The sequence below is a fragment of the Rhodococcus sp. NyZ502 genome (assembly GCF_041464245.1).
In the GTDB taxonomy this organism is placed as follows: Bacteria; Actinomycetota; Actinomycetes; order Mycobacteriales; family Mycobacteriaceae; genus Rhodococcus_F; species Rhodococcus_F qingshengii.
The window spans coordinates 2,336,187-2,351,184 of sequence record NZ_CP167155.1 but is presented as its reverse complement, the minus strand read 5'-3'; the positions used below and the strand labels follow the sequence as shown (position 1 = coordinate 2,351,184).

Here is a 14,998-nt window from a genome sequence, read left to right as displayed (position 1 = left end):
ACATCGACTCTCTCACTCGAACTTACGAAATACCTACACGGACATCGGCAGGCAGCGTAACCCTCGAAGATCGACTTCGGAACTCGGGCGCCGAATAGCGCGCGGGTCGTGGCGCCGGTAGTGGCAAGAAGGTCCACCGTGAGGCAGGCTGGGCAAATGCCTTTCACCGGTTCGACGTCCACTCCCAGCCAAGCGGCCGCTCTTCGTTTGTCGGCCCTCCTTCTCGGCGCCGGCACCATGCATTTCGTGGCGCCTTCCTTCTTCGACAGCACCGTTCCCCGCCAGCTTCCCGGACAGGCCCGCACCTACACCCAGGTGTCCGGCGTCGCGGAACTGGCGATCGGCGCTGCCTTGGCCGTGCCGAAGACCCGCAAGCTCGGCGCGGGCCTTGCCGCCGCGCTCTTTGTCGCCGTGTTCCCCGCCAACATCCAGATGGCGATCGACTGGTGCCGAAGCCCGAAGACGTCCACACCGCAGAAGATCGGTTCGATCGCACGTCTTCCCCTGCAGGTTCCGCTGGTGACCGAAGCACTCAAGGCTCGTCGAAACGCAAGCTAATCTTGCGCGCCTGCCGTTCGGATGAGGCGAGCGAGAGCCCCACCGTCCGGCAGGTTCTCGGGTGCGATGGTGCGACCCGATCGAACGTAGTGAAACGCCGCCCGGACCTTGTCGGCCGGAAACTGTTCGTTGCGCCCCGCCGAACGGGCTCTGGCTGACATCAATTCGGCCCAGGCCACCCGATACGCGGCCAACTGCATCACAACAGCGTCCTCGTTGGCGGCCGACGGTTCGGCACCGGTCTTCCAGTCGATCACCGTCCATCCGCCGTCGGGATCGGCGAACACAGCGTCGATGCGACCCCGCAGAACCGTTCCGGCAATGGATGTTTCGAAAGGAACTTCCACTTCGATCGGGCTGCGATTGGCCCACGGGGACCGCAGGAACGCATCCTGAAGTTTCACCAGATCGGTCTCGGGACCCGCGCCGGTATCCGCGGCGCCGGGTAGTTCGTCGAGATCCAACAGTCGGGTCGCACCGAACCTTCGCTCGATCCAGGCGTGAAAAGCCGTGCCGCGCCGAGCGAGCGGGTTCGGTGGGTACGGCAGTGGTCTACGCAGCCGTGCCGCGAGTTCATCCGGATCTGCCTTGAGGTCGACGAGCTGAGTCACCGAAAGCTGCGCCGGGAGAATCACTTCGGCACGCGCGTTTGCCCGGGCTTCGCGCTCGGCCAGGAGAACGTCGACGTCCGAGGCCCAGTTCTCCGGATCGTCCTCCGGTTCTTCCGTCTCTTTGCTGTCTTGCGGCAGCGATGCAAGTGCGGACAGGACGCTCGCGGCTCCGGCCTCGACCGCGCCGCGACGCGCACCCAGCGGGTCGGGCGGCCACTGCGCCGTACGGGGTGTGGAGGCCAACGGGTTCTCGGTGTCGGGTTCCGGTGCAGGCGCCCATTCCTCCACGACGCCGATCGCACCGCGTGAGTCTTCTTCACCGGCATCGTTTTCGGCCGTGACCATCTGATGCAGCTCGTCCAGGAACTCCGAAGGCCCCTTCGGTTCCGAACCGGATTCCGCCCAGTGATGCGCCGAGATGAACAGCGCCCGTTCGGTTCTGGTCAGCGCGACGTAGAACAGTCGCCGGTCCTCGTCCAGTCGACGGTTGGACAAGGCCTTCTTGTGCGCCGTGATCGCGTTCTCGAGGTCCTTGCGGTTGTACAGCTCCTCGAGGTCGAGCACCGGAACTCCGTCGGCCGAATCCGCGTCGACCGCCCGGTCACCACGCAACGACGGTGGCAGTTCGGCGAGCGCCCCGAGCCACGATCCGGACGCGGTGGACGAGGGGAACACCCCGTCGCTGACATGCGGGATCGCCACTACTTCCCATTCGAGCCCCTTCGCCGAGTGCACGGTCAAGATCTGCACGCGATCCGGCGCCACCTCCACTTCGCCCGGAGTGAGGCCCTTTTCGATCTGTTCGGCGGCCGCGAAGAATGCGAGCATCCCGGGCAGATTGGCTGTTGGACGCGTCGCGTAATTGGCGACGACGTCGGCAAATGCGTCGAGATGCTCGCGGCCCGCGGTCCCGACGACACCGACTCGGGTTCGCGCGCCTGCCTCGATTCCGATACCGAGCACCCGCTCGACCTCCGCCACCAGTTCGGTGAGCGGCTGGCCGATACGTTCGCGCAACGACGCCAATTCTGCCGCTATCGCGTTGATGCGTGTGTACCCGAGAGCTGAATAGCGTTCTGCCGGGCCTGGATCGGAGATCGAATCGACCAATCCTGCTTGCTCGGCGTTCTCCCCCGGCAGCGCGTCCTGAACTGCCGAGGTGAGCGCCTCGGCGTCGGTGACCGCACCCGCTGTTCCGTATCCGGCGGAGATGGCAAGTTCGCGAGAGCGTTGCGAGAGTGCGGCGAGGTCCTTCGCGCCGATCTGCCATCTCGCTCCGGTGAGCAGCCGAACGGCGGCGCTACCCGCCAGCGGATCGGCGACCACTCGGAGCATGGCGATCACGTCCGCCACCTCGGGTGTGTGCAGGAGCCCACCGAGTCCGACCACTTCGACTGGCAGACCCTTGGACCGCAAAGCCTCGGCCAGCGGGGCAGCATCGGCGTTGCGGCGGATCAACACCGCTGCCGTGGGCGTCGGGCGGTCTTCGGCACGTGCCGCCTCGTACTCTTCGGCGATCTTCTCCGCAACCCACTGACGTTCCTGTTCGACGTCTCCCAGCAGCGCCAGTCGAACGTCTCCGGCGACGGCTCCCGGCCGCGCACGAAGTGTGCTGACGGCCACACCGCGTCGGCGCAACGGTGCGGACGACAGGTTTGCCAATTCGAGAGCCTCCGGCGGGTTACGCCAACTGGTGAGCAGTTCGAGTGTCGGAGCCGGCTTTCCGTTGGCAAGCGGGAAGTCGGTTGCAAACCGTGGCAGGTTGGCCGCCGACGCGCCTCGCCAACCGTAGATCGACTGCATCGGATCGCCGACGGCTGTCAGCGCCAACCGGCCGTCGGCTCCCCCACCGAACAACGAGGACAACAACACTCGCTGAGCGTGACCGGTGTCCTGGTACTCGTCGAGAAGAACTACCCGAAAGCGCTCACGCTCGGTTTGCCCGACCTCGGGATGTTCGGAGGCGACACGGGCCGACAGCGACATCTGGCTGCCGAAATCCAATGCGCCTTCACGCCGCAGCGTCTCACCCAGCCGGGCAACGAGGGGCAGTAGCTCGATGCGTTTGTGTTGCACATCAAGGTAATTCAACAGCTCTTTGCTCGGCCCACCCCGCTGTTTCGGACCGGCGGGCAGAGTATGAATCAGCTTGTCCAACTCGGTGTGAGCCTCGAGCAACTGCTCGGGGTCGACCAGGTGCTCCGCCAACTGACCGGCAAGGGCCAGAACGGTTTCGGTGATGGACCCCGGATTCTTGTCGGTGTCCAGATCACTGTCCCAGCCGCTCACGACGCGGTGCGCAACCTGCCACAGTTCGGTCTCGGACAACAGCGTCGCCGAGGGTTCGATCGGCAACAGCAGTCCGTGCTCGGACAGCAACCGTCCCGCGTAAGCATGGTAGGTACTGACTTCGGGTTCCCCGGCCAGAATCCGGGAACGCACTCCGCCGGTCGGGTCGAGTGCCCGCAAAACGTCCGAACCCGCCAGTCGCGCCAAGCGCTTGCGGATTCGCGACGTGAGCTGTTGTGCCGCTTTGCGCGTGAAGGTCAATCCGAGAACGGCCTCGGGATCGACGAAGCCGTTGGCCACCAGCCACACGACGCGAGCAGCCATCGTCTCGGTCTTACCGGCACCGGCACCGGCGACGACCAATGTCGGACCGAGCGGTGCGGCGATGACTGCCGCCTGTTCCGGCGTCGGCGGGTGTTGACCGAGCGCGACCGCCAGGTCGACAGGATCGATCTTCGGTCGGCGTGCCTTCTGCGTCGCGGCAGCCACTTAGTTACTCACCTGTCGTCCCTCGTCGTGTGCCGGGCAACTCGAGCGCACCGGGCAATGTCTACATCCGTCGTTGACCCTGGCCAGATACTGCGGCCCTTGGGTCGCTGCCGCTGCGTTATGGATGACGTCTCGCCACATCTCGACGGCTTCGGCCGTCAGCGGCGGCTGAACTCGCTGCGCCGCACCGTCTTTCTTGTTGGACTTGGCCACGAATACCAGGCGTGCACCGCCGGGTTGTGTGGCCGGTTCGCCGGCAATCGCACCTTCGGCCGCTGCGACCTGGTACGCCGCCAACTGCGCGTGAGATTGCGCGGCCTCGTTGCTGACAGGGTTTCGCGCAGTCTTGACGTCGACAACCACCGGACGGCCTTCGGTGTCGCGCTCGAGCCGGTCGATCCGGCCACGAAGCTTGACCGCAGGCGCTCCCTCCTCACGTGGTTCGAGGACCCCCTCGACCGCGACCTCGACGCCGACTTCGGTCAGTTCACCGCGAGTTGCGTTCATCCAGGCGGTGAACGTCGCCAGCATCTCCCGAGTTCGATTGAGTTCGCGGCGCGAGTACCACTGCGATCCCAGATCGATGGATTCCCAGGCATTTTCGAGTGCCTTCTCGACCTGATCCGGTGGAATCCGGCCGGCCAATGCCTGCACCAAGGTATGGACCAGCGTACCGGCGATCGCATGAGTGTTGTCTCCGTCGCTGCCGCCATGACGCTCGAACACCCATCGGAGAGGGCATGTTTCGAGAAGCTCGATGGTGGACGGCGATAGTGAAACCGGTCCGTCCTCGGGCTGCCACATGGGAGCAGCGGTACTCGGCTCGGCTGTGCCGTACCACTGATCCGGGTGCGCGCCGCGTACCCCGGCAGCAGCCAGACGTGCCAACTGGCGAGCGGCCCGGGAATGCTTCTCGGCGTCGAAATGCGCGATGTCGGGATCACACACGACGCTGCGAAGCTGTGCGACCAGTGCAGGCAGCGACAGAACCCGGGTATCCCCGGTCTCGGGTGCAACGACGTCGAGATCGGAGGACGGATCGTCCGAGTACGCGTCACCACGGATCAATTCGTCCACGAACCGCGAAGGCACCAAGTCGGTGTCCCCCGAAGCCGATTCGACTGCGGTGATCAGCAGACGGCGACGAGCACGGCTACAGGCAACCAGGAACAACCTGCGTTCTTCGGCCAGAAGCGGTGCGGTTCGCGAGAGTCGTTCGGCAGCCGAGTCACTGCCGTCGGAGACTCCGTTGACCAGGTCGATCAGCGCTTCGGTACGCAGTAGCGATCCGCGTGCCCGCAAACTCGGCCAGAGCCCCTCCTGCACACCCGCCACCGCCACGACCGCCCATTCGCGACCCGCCGCGGCGTGAGCGCTGACCACGGTGACGGCGTCGGGAGTGATGACCGACCGGCTCCGCGAGTCGGTCGGTATCTCCTGGCTGGTCAAGTAGTCGACGAAACCGGCGAGTTGCGAACGCGGCAACCGGTCGACGTAGTTGGCGGCCGCGTCGAAAAGTGCGACGACTGCGTCGAGGTCTCGATCGGCCTGTGAGCCGATAGGTCCGCCGCGCGCCGACGCAGCCGCCCAGCGTCGTTCCAGCCCCGTCGCCTGCCATGCTGCCCACAGAACTTCTTCGACCCCGAGACCTCGCTCGAGAGGCACTCGGGCCTTGCGAAGGACCGACAGCACGCGATTGAGTGCCGCAGCTTCGACGTCTGTCAACTTGCCCATGAGGCGCTTGGACTGCGCACGATCCTCGTCGATCAGAATGAGCCGCAACAACTCCGAGGAGTCCCGATCACTTCCCGATGCCAACTCGACCCGGCGCAGGCCACGACGCAACCGGCGCAGGGTGACCGGCTCGGCGCCGCCGATGGGACCGGCTATCAGGGCAAGCGCGTCGTCGCCGGTGAACTGATCGCCGCCGAGCGCCCGAAGGACCAGCAGCAGGCCGGACACTCCGTGTTGCCTGGCCAGCGGCAATTCGGTGGCAGCGGTCGTGACGGGTACCCCGGCCGCGAGCAGGGCTCGCCGGAGAGGGGCGAGAGTACGCGGCACCGACCGCACGATGACGGCCATCTCGGACCAAGCAATCCCGTCCAGCAGATGCGCCCGGCGCAAGGTATCTGCGACGACTGCCGCTTCTTTGGCCGTCGTACCGAGAACCCGCACCGACGCCCGCCCCGGGTCCTCATCGGTGAGATCGGATGGAACCGCGATGCGATGAGCAAGGTTGCCGGGCAGCCGCGCAGCGATCTTGGCCGCGATCGACGCGACGTCGGCGTTGTTGCGAAACGTGGTGGGCAGGACGATCTGGCGCTCGTCTCCGCGCTCGGCGAGTCCGAGTAGGAACGCCGAATCCGCACCGCGGAACCCGAAGACCGACTGATCGGGATCACCGGCGATGACCGTGCCCGCAGTTGCGGTTCCGATCAGCCGAACCAGCTGCGCCGCCTGCGGATCCAGATGTTGTGCGTCGTCGACGAGTAGGTGCCGGATCCGAGCGCGCTCGGAGCGAAGCAATTCGGGATCGGTGGCGAACGCGGTCAATGCCGCACCGATCAACTCGGCCGCGTCGAGTGCCGGCGCCGTCGCCTCCGGAGCCTCGACACCGACACTGCCGCGTAGCAGCACGCCTTGCTCGTAGGCCTCGGCGAACCGCCCGGCCGCCACCCACTCCGGACGGCCACGCTTCTTGCCGAGCTTGACCAGATCTTCGGGACCGAGTCCGCGCTCGTTCGCTCGCAGCATCAGATCTCGAAGTTCGACGGCAAAGCCGTTCAAACCCAATGCGGGTCGCAGGCGCTCCGGCCACCGGAGCGCACCGTCTTCGATGTCGCCGCGCAACATCTCTCGGAGCACCGAGTCCTGCTCGGCGCCGGTGATCAGGCGTGGCGGCGCGTTGCCGTGCGCTGCGGCTTGAAGCCGGAGTACGGCAAAGGCGTACGAGTGAACGGTGCGGACCAACGGCTCACGAGTTGCCTGCGGTCCGCGTTCTTGTTCGTACCCGAGCAACCCGGCCGTGATCTGCTCGCGGACCTGCGTCGCTGCCCGGCGCGACTGGGTGAGCACCAGGACCGATTCAGGATCTTCGCCACCGGAGATCTTCTGCACTGCCAGATCCACGAGAAGGGACGTCTTGCCCGTTCCGGGGCTGCCGAGTACCTGCCAGGGACTCCAGGCGGCCCCCGAGCCGAATGAAACAGGGCCGAACGCGAGTTGGAAAGGATCCTCGGACGGCGGCGCGAACAGCCGGGCCGTCCCTTCGTCCCATGTTCGGGGTATCGGAGACGGCGCAGTTCGGTGCACCAACCGCGCCCGCGGGATGGTGACCTTGCTGCGTGTTGCCGTCTCACTCACCCAGGCATTCCACCAGAGCGCACCGACAACTCACACATCGCCTGCTTCCGGCATGATTGACCTCGTGTCTGCACTCCATACGTATCTCTACGGACCCGTCGGGGCACCGGAGATCCTTTCGCTGCACGGTCTGACCGGTCACGGCCGACGTTGGCAGTCGATGGCCGAGAACCAACTGCCCGAAGCGCGCTGGATCTCGCCGGATCTACGTGGTCACGGGCGTTCCACCTGGGCTCCTCCGTGGAACATCGAATCCCACGTGGCGAGCCTGCTGGAGACGCTCGACGAACATGCCACCGGACCGGTGGTGATCGTCGCGCATTCTTTCGGCGGAATGCTGGCGCTGCACCTCGCGGCCACCGCACCGGAACGCGTTCGTGGGCTCGTCCTGCTCGACCCGGCGATCGGGTTGGATCCGACTTTCATGCAGGAAGTGGCCGAACTCACAATCGGCTCACCGGATTACACCGATGCGGCAGAGGCATACTCCGAGAAGATTCACGGCTCGTGGGGTGAGGTTCCCACCCAGGACCTCGACGTCGAGATGGCTGAACACCTGATCGAACTGGGCAACGGACGCGTCAACTGGCGCCTGTCCACGCCCGCGATCGTGACCGGGTGGGGCGAACTCGCTCGCCCGATCGTGCTGCCTCCGTCGTCGATGCCCACCGTGCTGGTTCAGGCGATGAAGGTCCAACCGCCGTACGTCACCGCCGAGCTCCGGGCAGCACTCACCGAGCACCTCGGTGAAAATCTGACCGGTGTCGAATTCGACTGTGACCACATGGTCCCGCACGTACGGGCCGACGAAGTCGCCGCCCTCGTTCGCAGCATGCTCTGAAGGAACAGACATGGCAGCCACCACCGAAGAGCAGATCGAAGAGGTACGGCGCCTCATCGCGTCGATTCCGGCCGGTTTCGTGGCGACGTACGGCGATATCGCTGATGCTGCAGGACTTTCCAGTGCTCGCACGGTCGGTTGGATCATGCGAACGGACTCTGCCGACCTGCCGTGGCATCGGGTTCTCGGCGCCTCCGGCAAACCGTCGGCGCACCTGGCTCATCGTCAGATCGCCAAGCTCGAACTCGAAGGCGTGCCGATCAAGGACGGTCGGATCGACCTGAAGAAAGCTCGGTATCACTTCTGATTCACGTGTCACCGGTCGTCGTGACGCGGGCGATGGGGCAGCATGGAGGTATGACCGTCACGCCGCCGACCGCCGCCCTCATTCTGGCGGGTGGTCGCGCGACCCGAATGGGTGGTGTCGACAAACCCGGCCTGCTCGTTCACGGCCGCAGGCTCCTCGACATCGCGCTTTCAGCGACGGCGCATCTGGACGCCGTCGTCGTGGTCGGTCCACATCGCCCTGAACTTGATCCTGGCATCACTCAAACTCAGGAAACTCCGGCCGGAGCCGGCCCTGTCGAGGCGATCTGGGCCGGATTGTCTGCGACCCGGTTACCCGACGACGCCGTGGTGGTGGTCCTGGCGTCCGATCTGCCGCACATCGAGGCCGTATCAGTTGACGCTTTGATAGCTGCCACGTCGACGGACAGTCCGGTGACGTGTGCCGTGGACGATAACAACCGAACCCAATTCCTGCTCTCCGCGTGGACATTTCGCGAGCTCCGGCAACGCCTGTCCACATTGCGGGAGAGTTCGGGGTTGGAGAATCAACCTATGAAAGCGATTGTCACCGAACCGTTCTCGACGCTGCGTGTCACTGGCACCACTGACTGCGACACACCGGCGGACATCGACCGCGCGCGAAACCATCCGCGCCTGACGATCGAGCAAGCCCGCGCCGCCGTCAGGAACTCACTGACAGCATTGTCACCACACCGGGCCGCCCTCGCCGACAGTCTCGGAGCAACGCTCGCGCAGCCTCTCGTCGCCCTGGGTGATCTTCCTCGATCTGATGTCTCGGCGATGGACGGGTACGCCGTCTCCGGCGAGGGTCCCTGGCGAATCCGCACCGAGATCCGTATCGCGGGCGCCGACGGGCAACTCGAACTCGGTGAAGGCGAAGCGATTCGCATTGCCACGGGAGCACACCTGCCCCTCGGCGCCACCTCGGTGATTCGTGACGAGCATCTGTCCGTCGACGAGCCATCTCGGATGGTACGGAGACTGCCGGATGCGCCGCACCGCAACGACGCTCGACCACGAGGGGAAGATTGGACCACCGGATTCACGATCGCCCCGACTGGTACCGCGGTGACTCCGGCGGTGGTCTCCGCAGCTGCCAGCGGTGAAGTGTTCGACGCCCTCGTCCGTGGTCCGGTACGGGCACGCGTGATAGTCACCGGCGACGAGATCCGGCGGACCGGTCCACTGCGTGAAGGTCAGACCCGCGACTCCGTCGGTGGGATTCTCCCCTACCTACTGGAAAGCAACGGCGTACGGTGCGTGGCGGATTCGCACCTGAGGGACACGGCCGACAGTTTCGAGCGTGTACTGGCGGATGCGACTGAACAGGACCTGCTTGTTGTCATTGGTGCCACGGGCGGCGGCGCTGCCGACGAAATGCGCAGTGCGCTCGATCGACTCGGCGCTCGCACGATTGTCGGGCGAGTCGCCTCGCGCCCGGGCGGATCTCAGATAACGGCTGTCCTGCCCAGTGGTCGGGTGGTTCTCGGCCTCCCCGGCAACCCGTACGCCGCAGTGACCACCCTGTTGACGATGCTGCCCACCGTCGTGGCCGCCTTGACGGGAAGCGACACACCACCGCGACTGCTCGGCATCATCGAGAACGCCGCTGCGGTGACTTCCGATGCGGTACGCCTACTGCCGGTCACACAATCCGCCGACGGTCGCTGGCGCGCCGAACCGTCTGTACGTACCGCACACCTGGCGGGGTTGATCGGGCGCTCCGCGTTTGCACTCGTTCCGCCACACGCGGAAGACGATGCCGTCGCCGAAGTGGTTGTCCTCCCACGCTGATCGGGTCAGTCGTTTGGGCGCCTACGCCGGTTGACCCCGACCACGCCGACCACTGTCGCAAGCACCAGCGAATACACGCCCCACAGCACCAAGAACGGCAGCAGCCACCCGGCATCAACGGTCTGACCGCGCGGTCCGACGCAGTACAGCGTGAAATTGGTGGACGTACCGTCGCCGTCGGAAAAGGTATCCGAGACGACCATCGCGCTCGATGTGGGAGCTTCACAGAAAATCGGCGCCAAATGAGCGACCTGTCCTGGCCAGATCACCGAAGACAGTAGTGCAGCAAAGATTCCCACGACCACGATCACCACTACGGAGATCAGCAACGGAGCGATACGGCGGCTCACAGCGGGTGCACCAGGAAGGGAGTTCCGTCAGGCTCGAAGACCACCAGCGCCCGCGAGCGTGGAGATTCCACCATCACGGATGCGCGAATCGCCTCGGTGCGACTGACCGAGATCCCGGTGACTTCGCCGTCGTCGACACCGCTGTTCTCCAGCGCGTCGTCGACCAACTTCTCGAGGTTCGTCAATGCCGGCACTTGATCCAGCGTGAACGATCGTGCATCGAGATCGTCGGTGACACTGACTTGCACGGGGCTCGGCTCGCCGAGAATGACTCCGTCGAAAGAGAATCTGTCGAGCTGGGTCGGCTTCCCGGGGTCTCGAACGGTGACTCCGAGCGTCTCGATCGGGCTGATGTCGATGCTGGTCACCGATACCGCGTCGACGCCGTATCTATGTGCGAGGCTGTCGAACCCGCCTCGCACCAACTCCGACGTCATCCCACCGCCACGTTCGCGCATCTGATTGTCGAAATCCATCCGATCGACGGCACCGATACATCCGCTCAGACTCGTGGCCGCCAAAGCGATGGCTACCGTCCACAGCGCCGACCGCACCTGCGAGGACGCGAATTTCATGAGCGGAGCGTACCGCGAGTGTCCGGTTCCATCCCGGTGGACTGCGCGTCGCACGAATTACTGTCGGCGACTCGTGGGATCATCGCGCCATGAATCGTGTCGACGAAGGATTCGAACCGCCGGACGCATTGGTCGAGTGGTGCCGCTCCCGCACCTTTCCACTGCACGTCCTCGACGACGAAGCCACCGTCGACCTGGATTGGTGGAACGCCCACCTGAAGGACGCCGGCCACACCATCAGCCTGCGCGGGCGTGATCTCGACGGCAAAGTGATCACCGAAGGCCGAGCCATCGTTCAACGCAACGACCTTCGCCCGTCGAGCGATCTCGTTGTCGCCCAGCACGACGGCCTCGGACTACTGTTTCTCTGCGCGGCCTGGCAGGGCTCGCACGAGAGCCGACGGTTCACACGGCGGTTCCCCAACGTCTTCAATCCCCATCACCGCGAGGACGAGGATCCGCTGACCCAGATCACAGCCATTCTCGATCACTGCTCGAAAAACAAGTCGATGCCCGTCGTCCGGCGCGACACCTGGTCCGGGTGGCCACTCACCCCCGGTGTCGGGGTATCGCTGATGGCCGCTTTCATGTGGGCAGTGGGCGTACAGGACGAAGGCCGACGCGCTCAGATGATCGACCAGTACGGAGTCTCGACGCTCATCCACGAGGGCTGGCTCGAGGATCCTTCCGTCACCGGCTTCACGACGCGTCGCTACCGCCGGTACTGCGAACTTCTCGACAGCTGGGCCTATGCCGCCGGCACCCAACCCGAGATCGTCGAGATGTGGTTGGTGAAAAGGTGGAGTGCGCGATTGGCCCAAGCACGCAACGACGTGAGCGCCCCCACCCTGTTCTAACTCTCAGAACGGCTGCATCTCAGAACGGCTGCATCTCAGAACGGCCAGGCAGGGAGAGTCGGCAGCCCCACCCTCGTCGGCCTCCCGACCAACCAGGCCAAGGTCTCCGCGTCGGACAGTGACGGCACTCGTACACCCGGGACCGCCGTCTCGAGTGCGCCCAACTGACTGGCGAGAGTGAATTCCACGAACTCGGCAGGCCAGTCGTGGCAGGTGTAACCGATGTCGAGGTCCATCAGGTGAATCTCGATCTCGTTCCAGCGCAGGATCGGTAGATCGAATGCCGTCACAGGTTTGCGCCACGGCACCGGTGTGTCCAGTCGATCTGTCGGGATCTCGCACAACGCGTCGACCAGCCTCGTTCCCGAGAAGCGGTAGTCGAGGGCCAACAATTCAGCCGGGCGATCTGCGCCCTCTTCGATTGCAGCATTGCGCGCATCCGGCCCCCCTGGATACATCTCCCCCGATTCGCCGCCCTGCACGCCGGCAACAAATCTGCCCAGCGCGTCGGCGTTGCGCGACATGTGCGTCACGACGTGTCCCCGACTCCACCCGGGGAGCCCGGAGGGCTCCCGCGCCTGCTCTTCGGTCAGTGCACCGATGAGAGCCTGTGCCTTGACGTCGGATTCACGAACTGCTGCGACCAGGTCGGCATACGTCGGCGTTACGGAGTGAGACGTCATGCAGCGATACTAGTTCCCTTCGCGCACTCTCATACCGATTCACGACAAGGTCCACCACTCCCGGATCGACGCCGAGCGGTTCGGTCACACCATCGGCTCCTGCAGCGTGCAACCTTTCGTGGAACAGCCCGTGCGCGAGGAGGTACGAGGCGACAAAAACTCGCTTCGCGCCGCGAACGCGTGCTGCTGCAACAACATCGGCTACCTTCGGCTCCCCGGTCGCGATGTACCCGATGTCGACACGAGTCCCCGCCGCTTCGGCAAGCATCAGCGCAGCACGCTCGACGTCTCGCAGCGCCCGCGCATCGGAGGACCCGGCGGCAGCAAGCACTATCGCGTCACCCGGATTCCACCCCGCCTCGGTCAAGCGTCGGAGCAGCACGCGCGCAAGCGCCGGATCGGGTCCGAGTGCGGGCGTCACACTCACAGCCGAGTGCTCACTGAGCGTCACTTCGCGTCGAACATCGGTGTGAACGTGGTAGCCGGACGCCAGGAACGCCGGTACGAGAATCGCTCGCCCCGGAGTGTCCCGGAGGACTTCCGAAGGTGACGGACCGAGCACATCGACAAAGGCAACGCGCGTGCGTCCGACGCGCGTGCCGACGGCGTCGGCCAGTGCGGCAACCATTTCCACGCCACGTGCACTACGCGTGCCATGAGCTACCAGGACGAGGACATCGTCATCGCGTTGCATAGTCACCTGGATTCTGTACGTAGTCGCCGGGGTCGAGGGCAAGTCGATAGCCCCGCTTGACCACCGTCTGAACGGCTTTGGGCGCGCCGAGGCACGCGCGCAATCGGGCGACGGCGGTCTCGACGGCGTGGGTGTCGCCGCCGCCTCCGGGAAGAGAAGCCAGCAGTTCGTCGCGGGAGACGACTCGACCGGGACTCGCACCGAGAGTGCGGATCAACGACATCGCAGCCGGCGGCAATTGCTTCACTTCACCGTCCACGACTACGCAACCGCCGCGAATGCTGATTTCGTGTTCGCCGGCTTGAATCTTGTTGGCTCGCTGCGGGAGTTCGTCGACGATGTGTCGCGCGAGCGCGCCCAGACGTGCCCGCGCCGGGGCTGTGGTCGGTACATTCAACGCTTCGAGCGGCGCCGAGGTGACCGGGCCGACGCACATGGCCGCCACCGGACCCCGCATCGCGTCGAGAATGTCTCCGAGATCCCCGGTCTTGTCGGCGCGCATCAACATCGAGGCTACGGCCGGTGCACTGGTGAAACTGACGGCGTCGATTCCGGCTGACGCTATGGCGTCGATCATCCGGTCGAGCAGCGTCGGATCCTCCGGCGGTTCCCATCGATAGACGGGCACCGCGATGACCTCGGCGCCGGCCTCGCGCAACACCTGACAGAAGTCGGGAATCGGCTCCCACTCGGTGGTCGCACCATGCAGTTGAACGGCGATCCGCTTTCCCGAGACACCTTCTGCCAGAAGATGTTCGAGCACCTCGGCGGAAGACTCGGATGCCGGTGACCACTCCTCACGAAGGTCGGCCGCGCGGATTGCTCCCTTGGCCTTCGGTCCTCGCGCGAGCAGACGAGCCGAGCCCAACGCGGATCCGAGATTTTCCGCCTCACCCCACCCGTCGGCTGCTTCCAGCCAACCCCGGAATCCGATCCCGGTGGTGGCGACAACCACCTCGGGAGGATCCGAGATGATCTGCTGTGTCACCCTTTCGAGCTCACGGTCGTCGGCCAACGGAATGATTCGAATCGCCGGAGCGTGAACGACATCCGCTCCCCGACGAGTCAGCAAGGTCGCGAACTCCTCGGCGCGGCGCGAAGCAGTGATACCTACCGTGAATCCAGCCAACGGCATGTCGTCACTCACGAGACTGCATCGGCGACAGTCGAGCGAACACCCTGCATCTGCAAGCTGTGTACCTGAACGACTCCAGCCCACACGCGAACGCCGTACACCGGCAGCGCAACCGACGAGTCGTCCAGCGCCCGGCCGTCGACCAGCGAGAACGCCTGCTTGAGCAGTGGCGAGACCACGATCGGCTCACCGTCCCGGTCGCCGACGAGTCCGCGAGACATCACCGCGGCGCGGCCGTACGGATCGAAGTTGCTGACAGCCCGGAGTGTGCCGTCCTCGAGTAGGAACAGCGCCACCTGCTCGCCGCCGCGAAGAAGCACGGCAACTCCGCGTCCAGGGATCAGATGGCTCAGCGGGCAGGCCGACGTCCATTCGAGTCGATCCGAATCCAGCTTGGCGATCTGCGCATCGATGACACTCATCGAAGTCCTCCTGTCGATCCGGCGACAA

At 65.1% G+C, this 14,998-nt stretch carries 13 protein-coding genes; 5 read left to right on the top strand and 8 right to left on the bottom strand.

Annotated features, from left to right (window positions below):
* Positions 1-156: 156 nt before the first annotated feature.
* Positions 157-558: a hypothetical protein gene (locus tag ACBG85_RS10990; RefSeq protein WP_003942341.1), complete on the top strand. Its 402-nt coding sequence runs from the start codon at positions 157-159 to the stop codon at positions 556-558.
* Here ACBG85_RS10990 and ACBG85_RS10985 read toward each other — a convergent pair.
* Together ACBG85_RS10985 and ACBG85_RS10980 are read right to left on the bottom strand one after the other, a co-directional pair.
* Entirely contained in the window at positions 555-3,947 is a 3,393-nt protein-coding gene (locus ACBG85_RS10985; RefSeq protein WP_372027474.1) for an ATP-dependent helicase, read from the bottom strand. The genes ACBG85_RS10990 and ACBG85_RS10985 overlap by 4 nt on opposite strands.
* Complete coding sequence (locus ACBG85_RS10980; RefSeq protein WP_372027472.1) at positions 3,948-7,310, bottom strand: ATP-dependent helicase; 3,363 nt, start codon at positions 7,308-7,310, stop codon at positions 3,948-3,950. It abuts the gene before it with no gap.
* 52 nt (positions 7,311-7,362) lie between these two features.
* Here ACBG85_RS10980 and ACBG85_RS10975 point away from each other — a divergent pair, with 52 nt between their 5' ends.
* Genes ACBG85_RS10975 through ACBG85_RS10965 form a run of 3 tightly spaced genes read left to right on the top strand, consistent with a single transcriptional unit; the run spans position 7,363 to position 10,254 of the window.
* Positions 7,363-8,151, top strand: a complete 789-nt coding sequence (locus ACBG85_RS10975) for an alpha/beta hydrolase (protein WP_063316624.1) — start codon at positions 7,363-7,365, stop codon at positions 8,149-8,151.
* A gap of 10 nt (positions 8,152-8,161) precedes the next feature.
* The gene (locus ACBG85_RS10970; protein WP_003942322.1) at positions 8,162-8,458 is read left to right on the top strand and encodes an MGMT family protein; all 297 of its coding nucleotides are present in this window, start codon (positions 8,162-8,164) and stop codon (positions 8,456-8,458) included.
* 50 nt (positions 8,459-8,508) lie between these two features.
* Complete coding sequence (locus ACBG85_RS10965) at positions 8,509-10,254, top strand: NTP transferase domain-containing protein (protein WP_372027470.1); 1,746 nt, start codon at positions 8,509-8,511, stop codon at positions 10,252-10,254.
* Between the two features lie 5 nt (positions 10,255-10,259).
* Here the strand turns inward: ACBG85_RS10965 and ACBG85_RS10960 are convergent, their stop codons facing one another.
* Together ACBG85_RS10960 and ACBG85_RS10955 are read right to left on the bottom strand one after the other, a co-directional pair.
* Positions 10,260-10,604, bottom strand: a complete 345-nt coding sequence (locus tag ACBG85_RS10960; RefSeq protein WP_003942308.1) for a hypothetical protein — start codon at positions 10,602-10,604, stop codon at positions 10,260-10,262.
* Entirely contained in the window at positions 10,601-11,179 is a 579-nt protein-coding gene (locus ACBG85_RS10955; RefSeq protein WP_042922177.1) for a hypothetical protein, read from the bottom strand. Before ACBG85_RS10955 ends, ACBG85_RS10960 begins: the two co-directional genes overlap by 4 nt.
* Before the next feature lie 89 nt (positions 11,180-11,268).
* Here ACBG85_RS10955 and ACBG85_RS10950 point away from each other — a divergent pair, with 89 nt between their 5' ends.
* Positions 11,269-12,036: a hypothetical protein gene (locus ACBG85_RS10950; RefSeq protein WP_003942311.1), complete on the top strand. Its 768-nt coding sequence runs from the start codon at positions 11,269-11,271 to the stop codon at positions 12,034-12,036.
* A gap of 35 nt (positions 12,037-12,071) precedes the next feature.
* Here ACBG85_RS10950 and ACBG85_RS10945 read toward each other — a convergent pair whose 3' ends face one another.
* Genes ACBG85_RS10945 through nirD form a run of 4 tightly spaced genes read right to left on the bottom strand, consistent with a single transcriptional unit; the run spans position 12,072 to position 14,970 of the window.
* Complete coding sequence (locus tag ACBG85_RS10945) at positions 12,072-12,719, bottom strand: maleylpyruvate isomerase family mycothiol-dependent enzyme (RefSeq protein ID WP_007731241.1); 648 nt, start codon at positions 12,717-12,719, stop codon at positions 12,072-12,074.
* Entirely contained in the window at positions 12,664-13,413 is a 750-nt protein-coding gene (locus ACBG85_RS10940; RefSeq protein ID WP_336872353.1) for a sirohydrochlorin chelatase, read from the bottom strand. Before ACBG85_RS10940 ends, ACBG85_RS10945 begins: the two co-directional genes overlap by 56 nt.
* Entirely contained in the window at positions 13,400-14,560 is a 1,161-nt protein-coding gene (locus ACBG85_RS10935; protein WP_003942336.1) for a uroporphyrinogen-III synthase, read from the bottom strand. The genes ACBG85_RS10940 and ACBG85_RS10935 overlap by 14 nt, the downstream gene beginning before the upstream one ends.
* Positions 14,557-14,970, bottom strand: a complete 414-nt coding sequence (gene nirD / locus ACBG85_RS10930) for a nitrite reductase small subunit NirD (RefSeq protein ID WP_003942316.1) — start codon at positions 14,968-14,970, stop codon at positions 14,557-14,559. Before nirD ends, ACBG85_RS10935 begins: the two co-directional genes overlap by 4 nt.
* Positions 14,971-14,998: the final 28 nt, after the last annotated feature.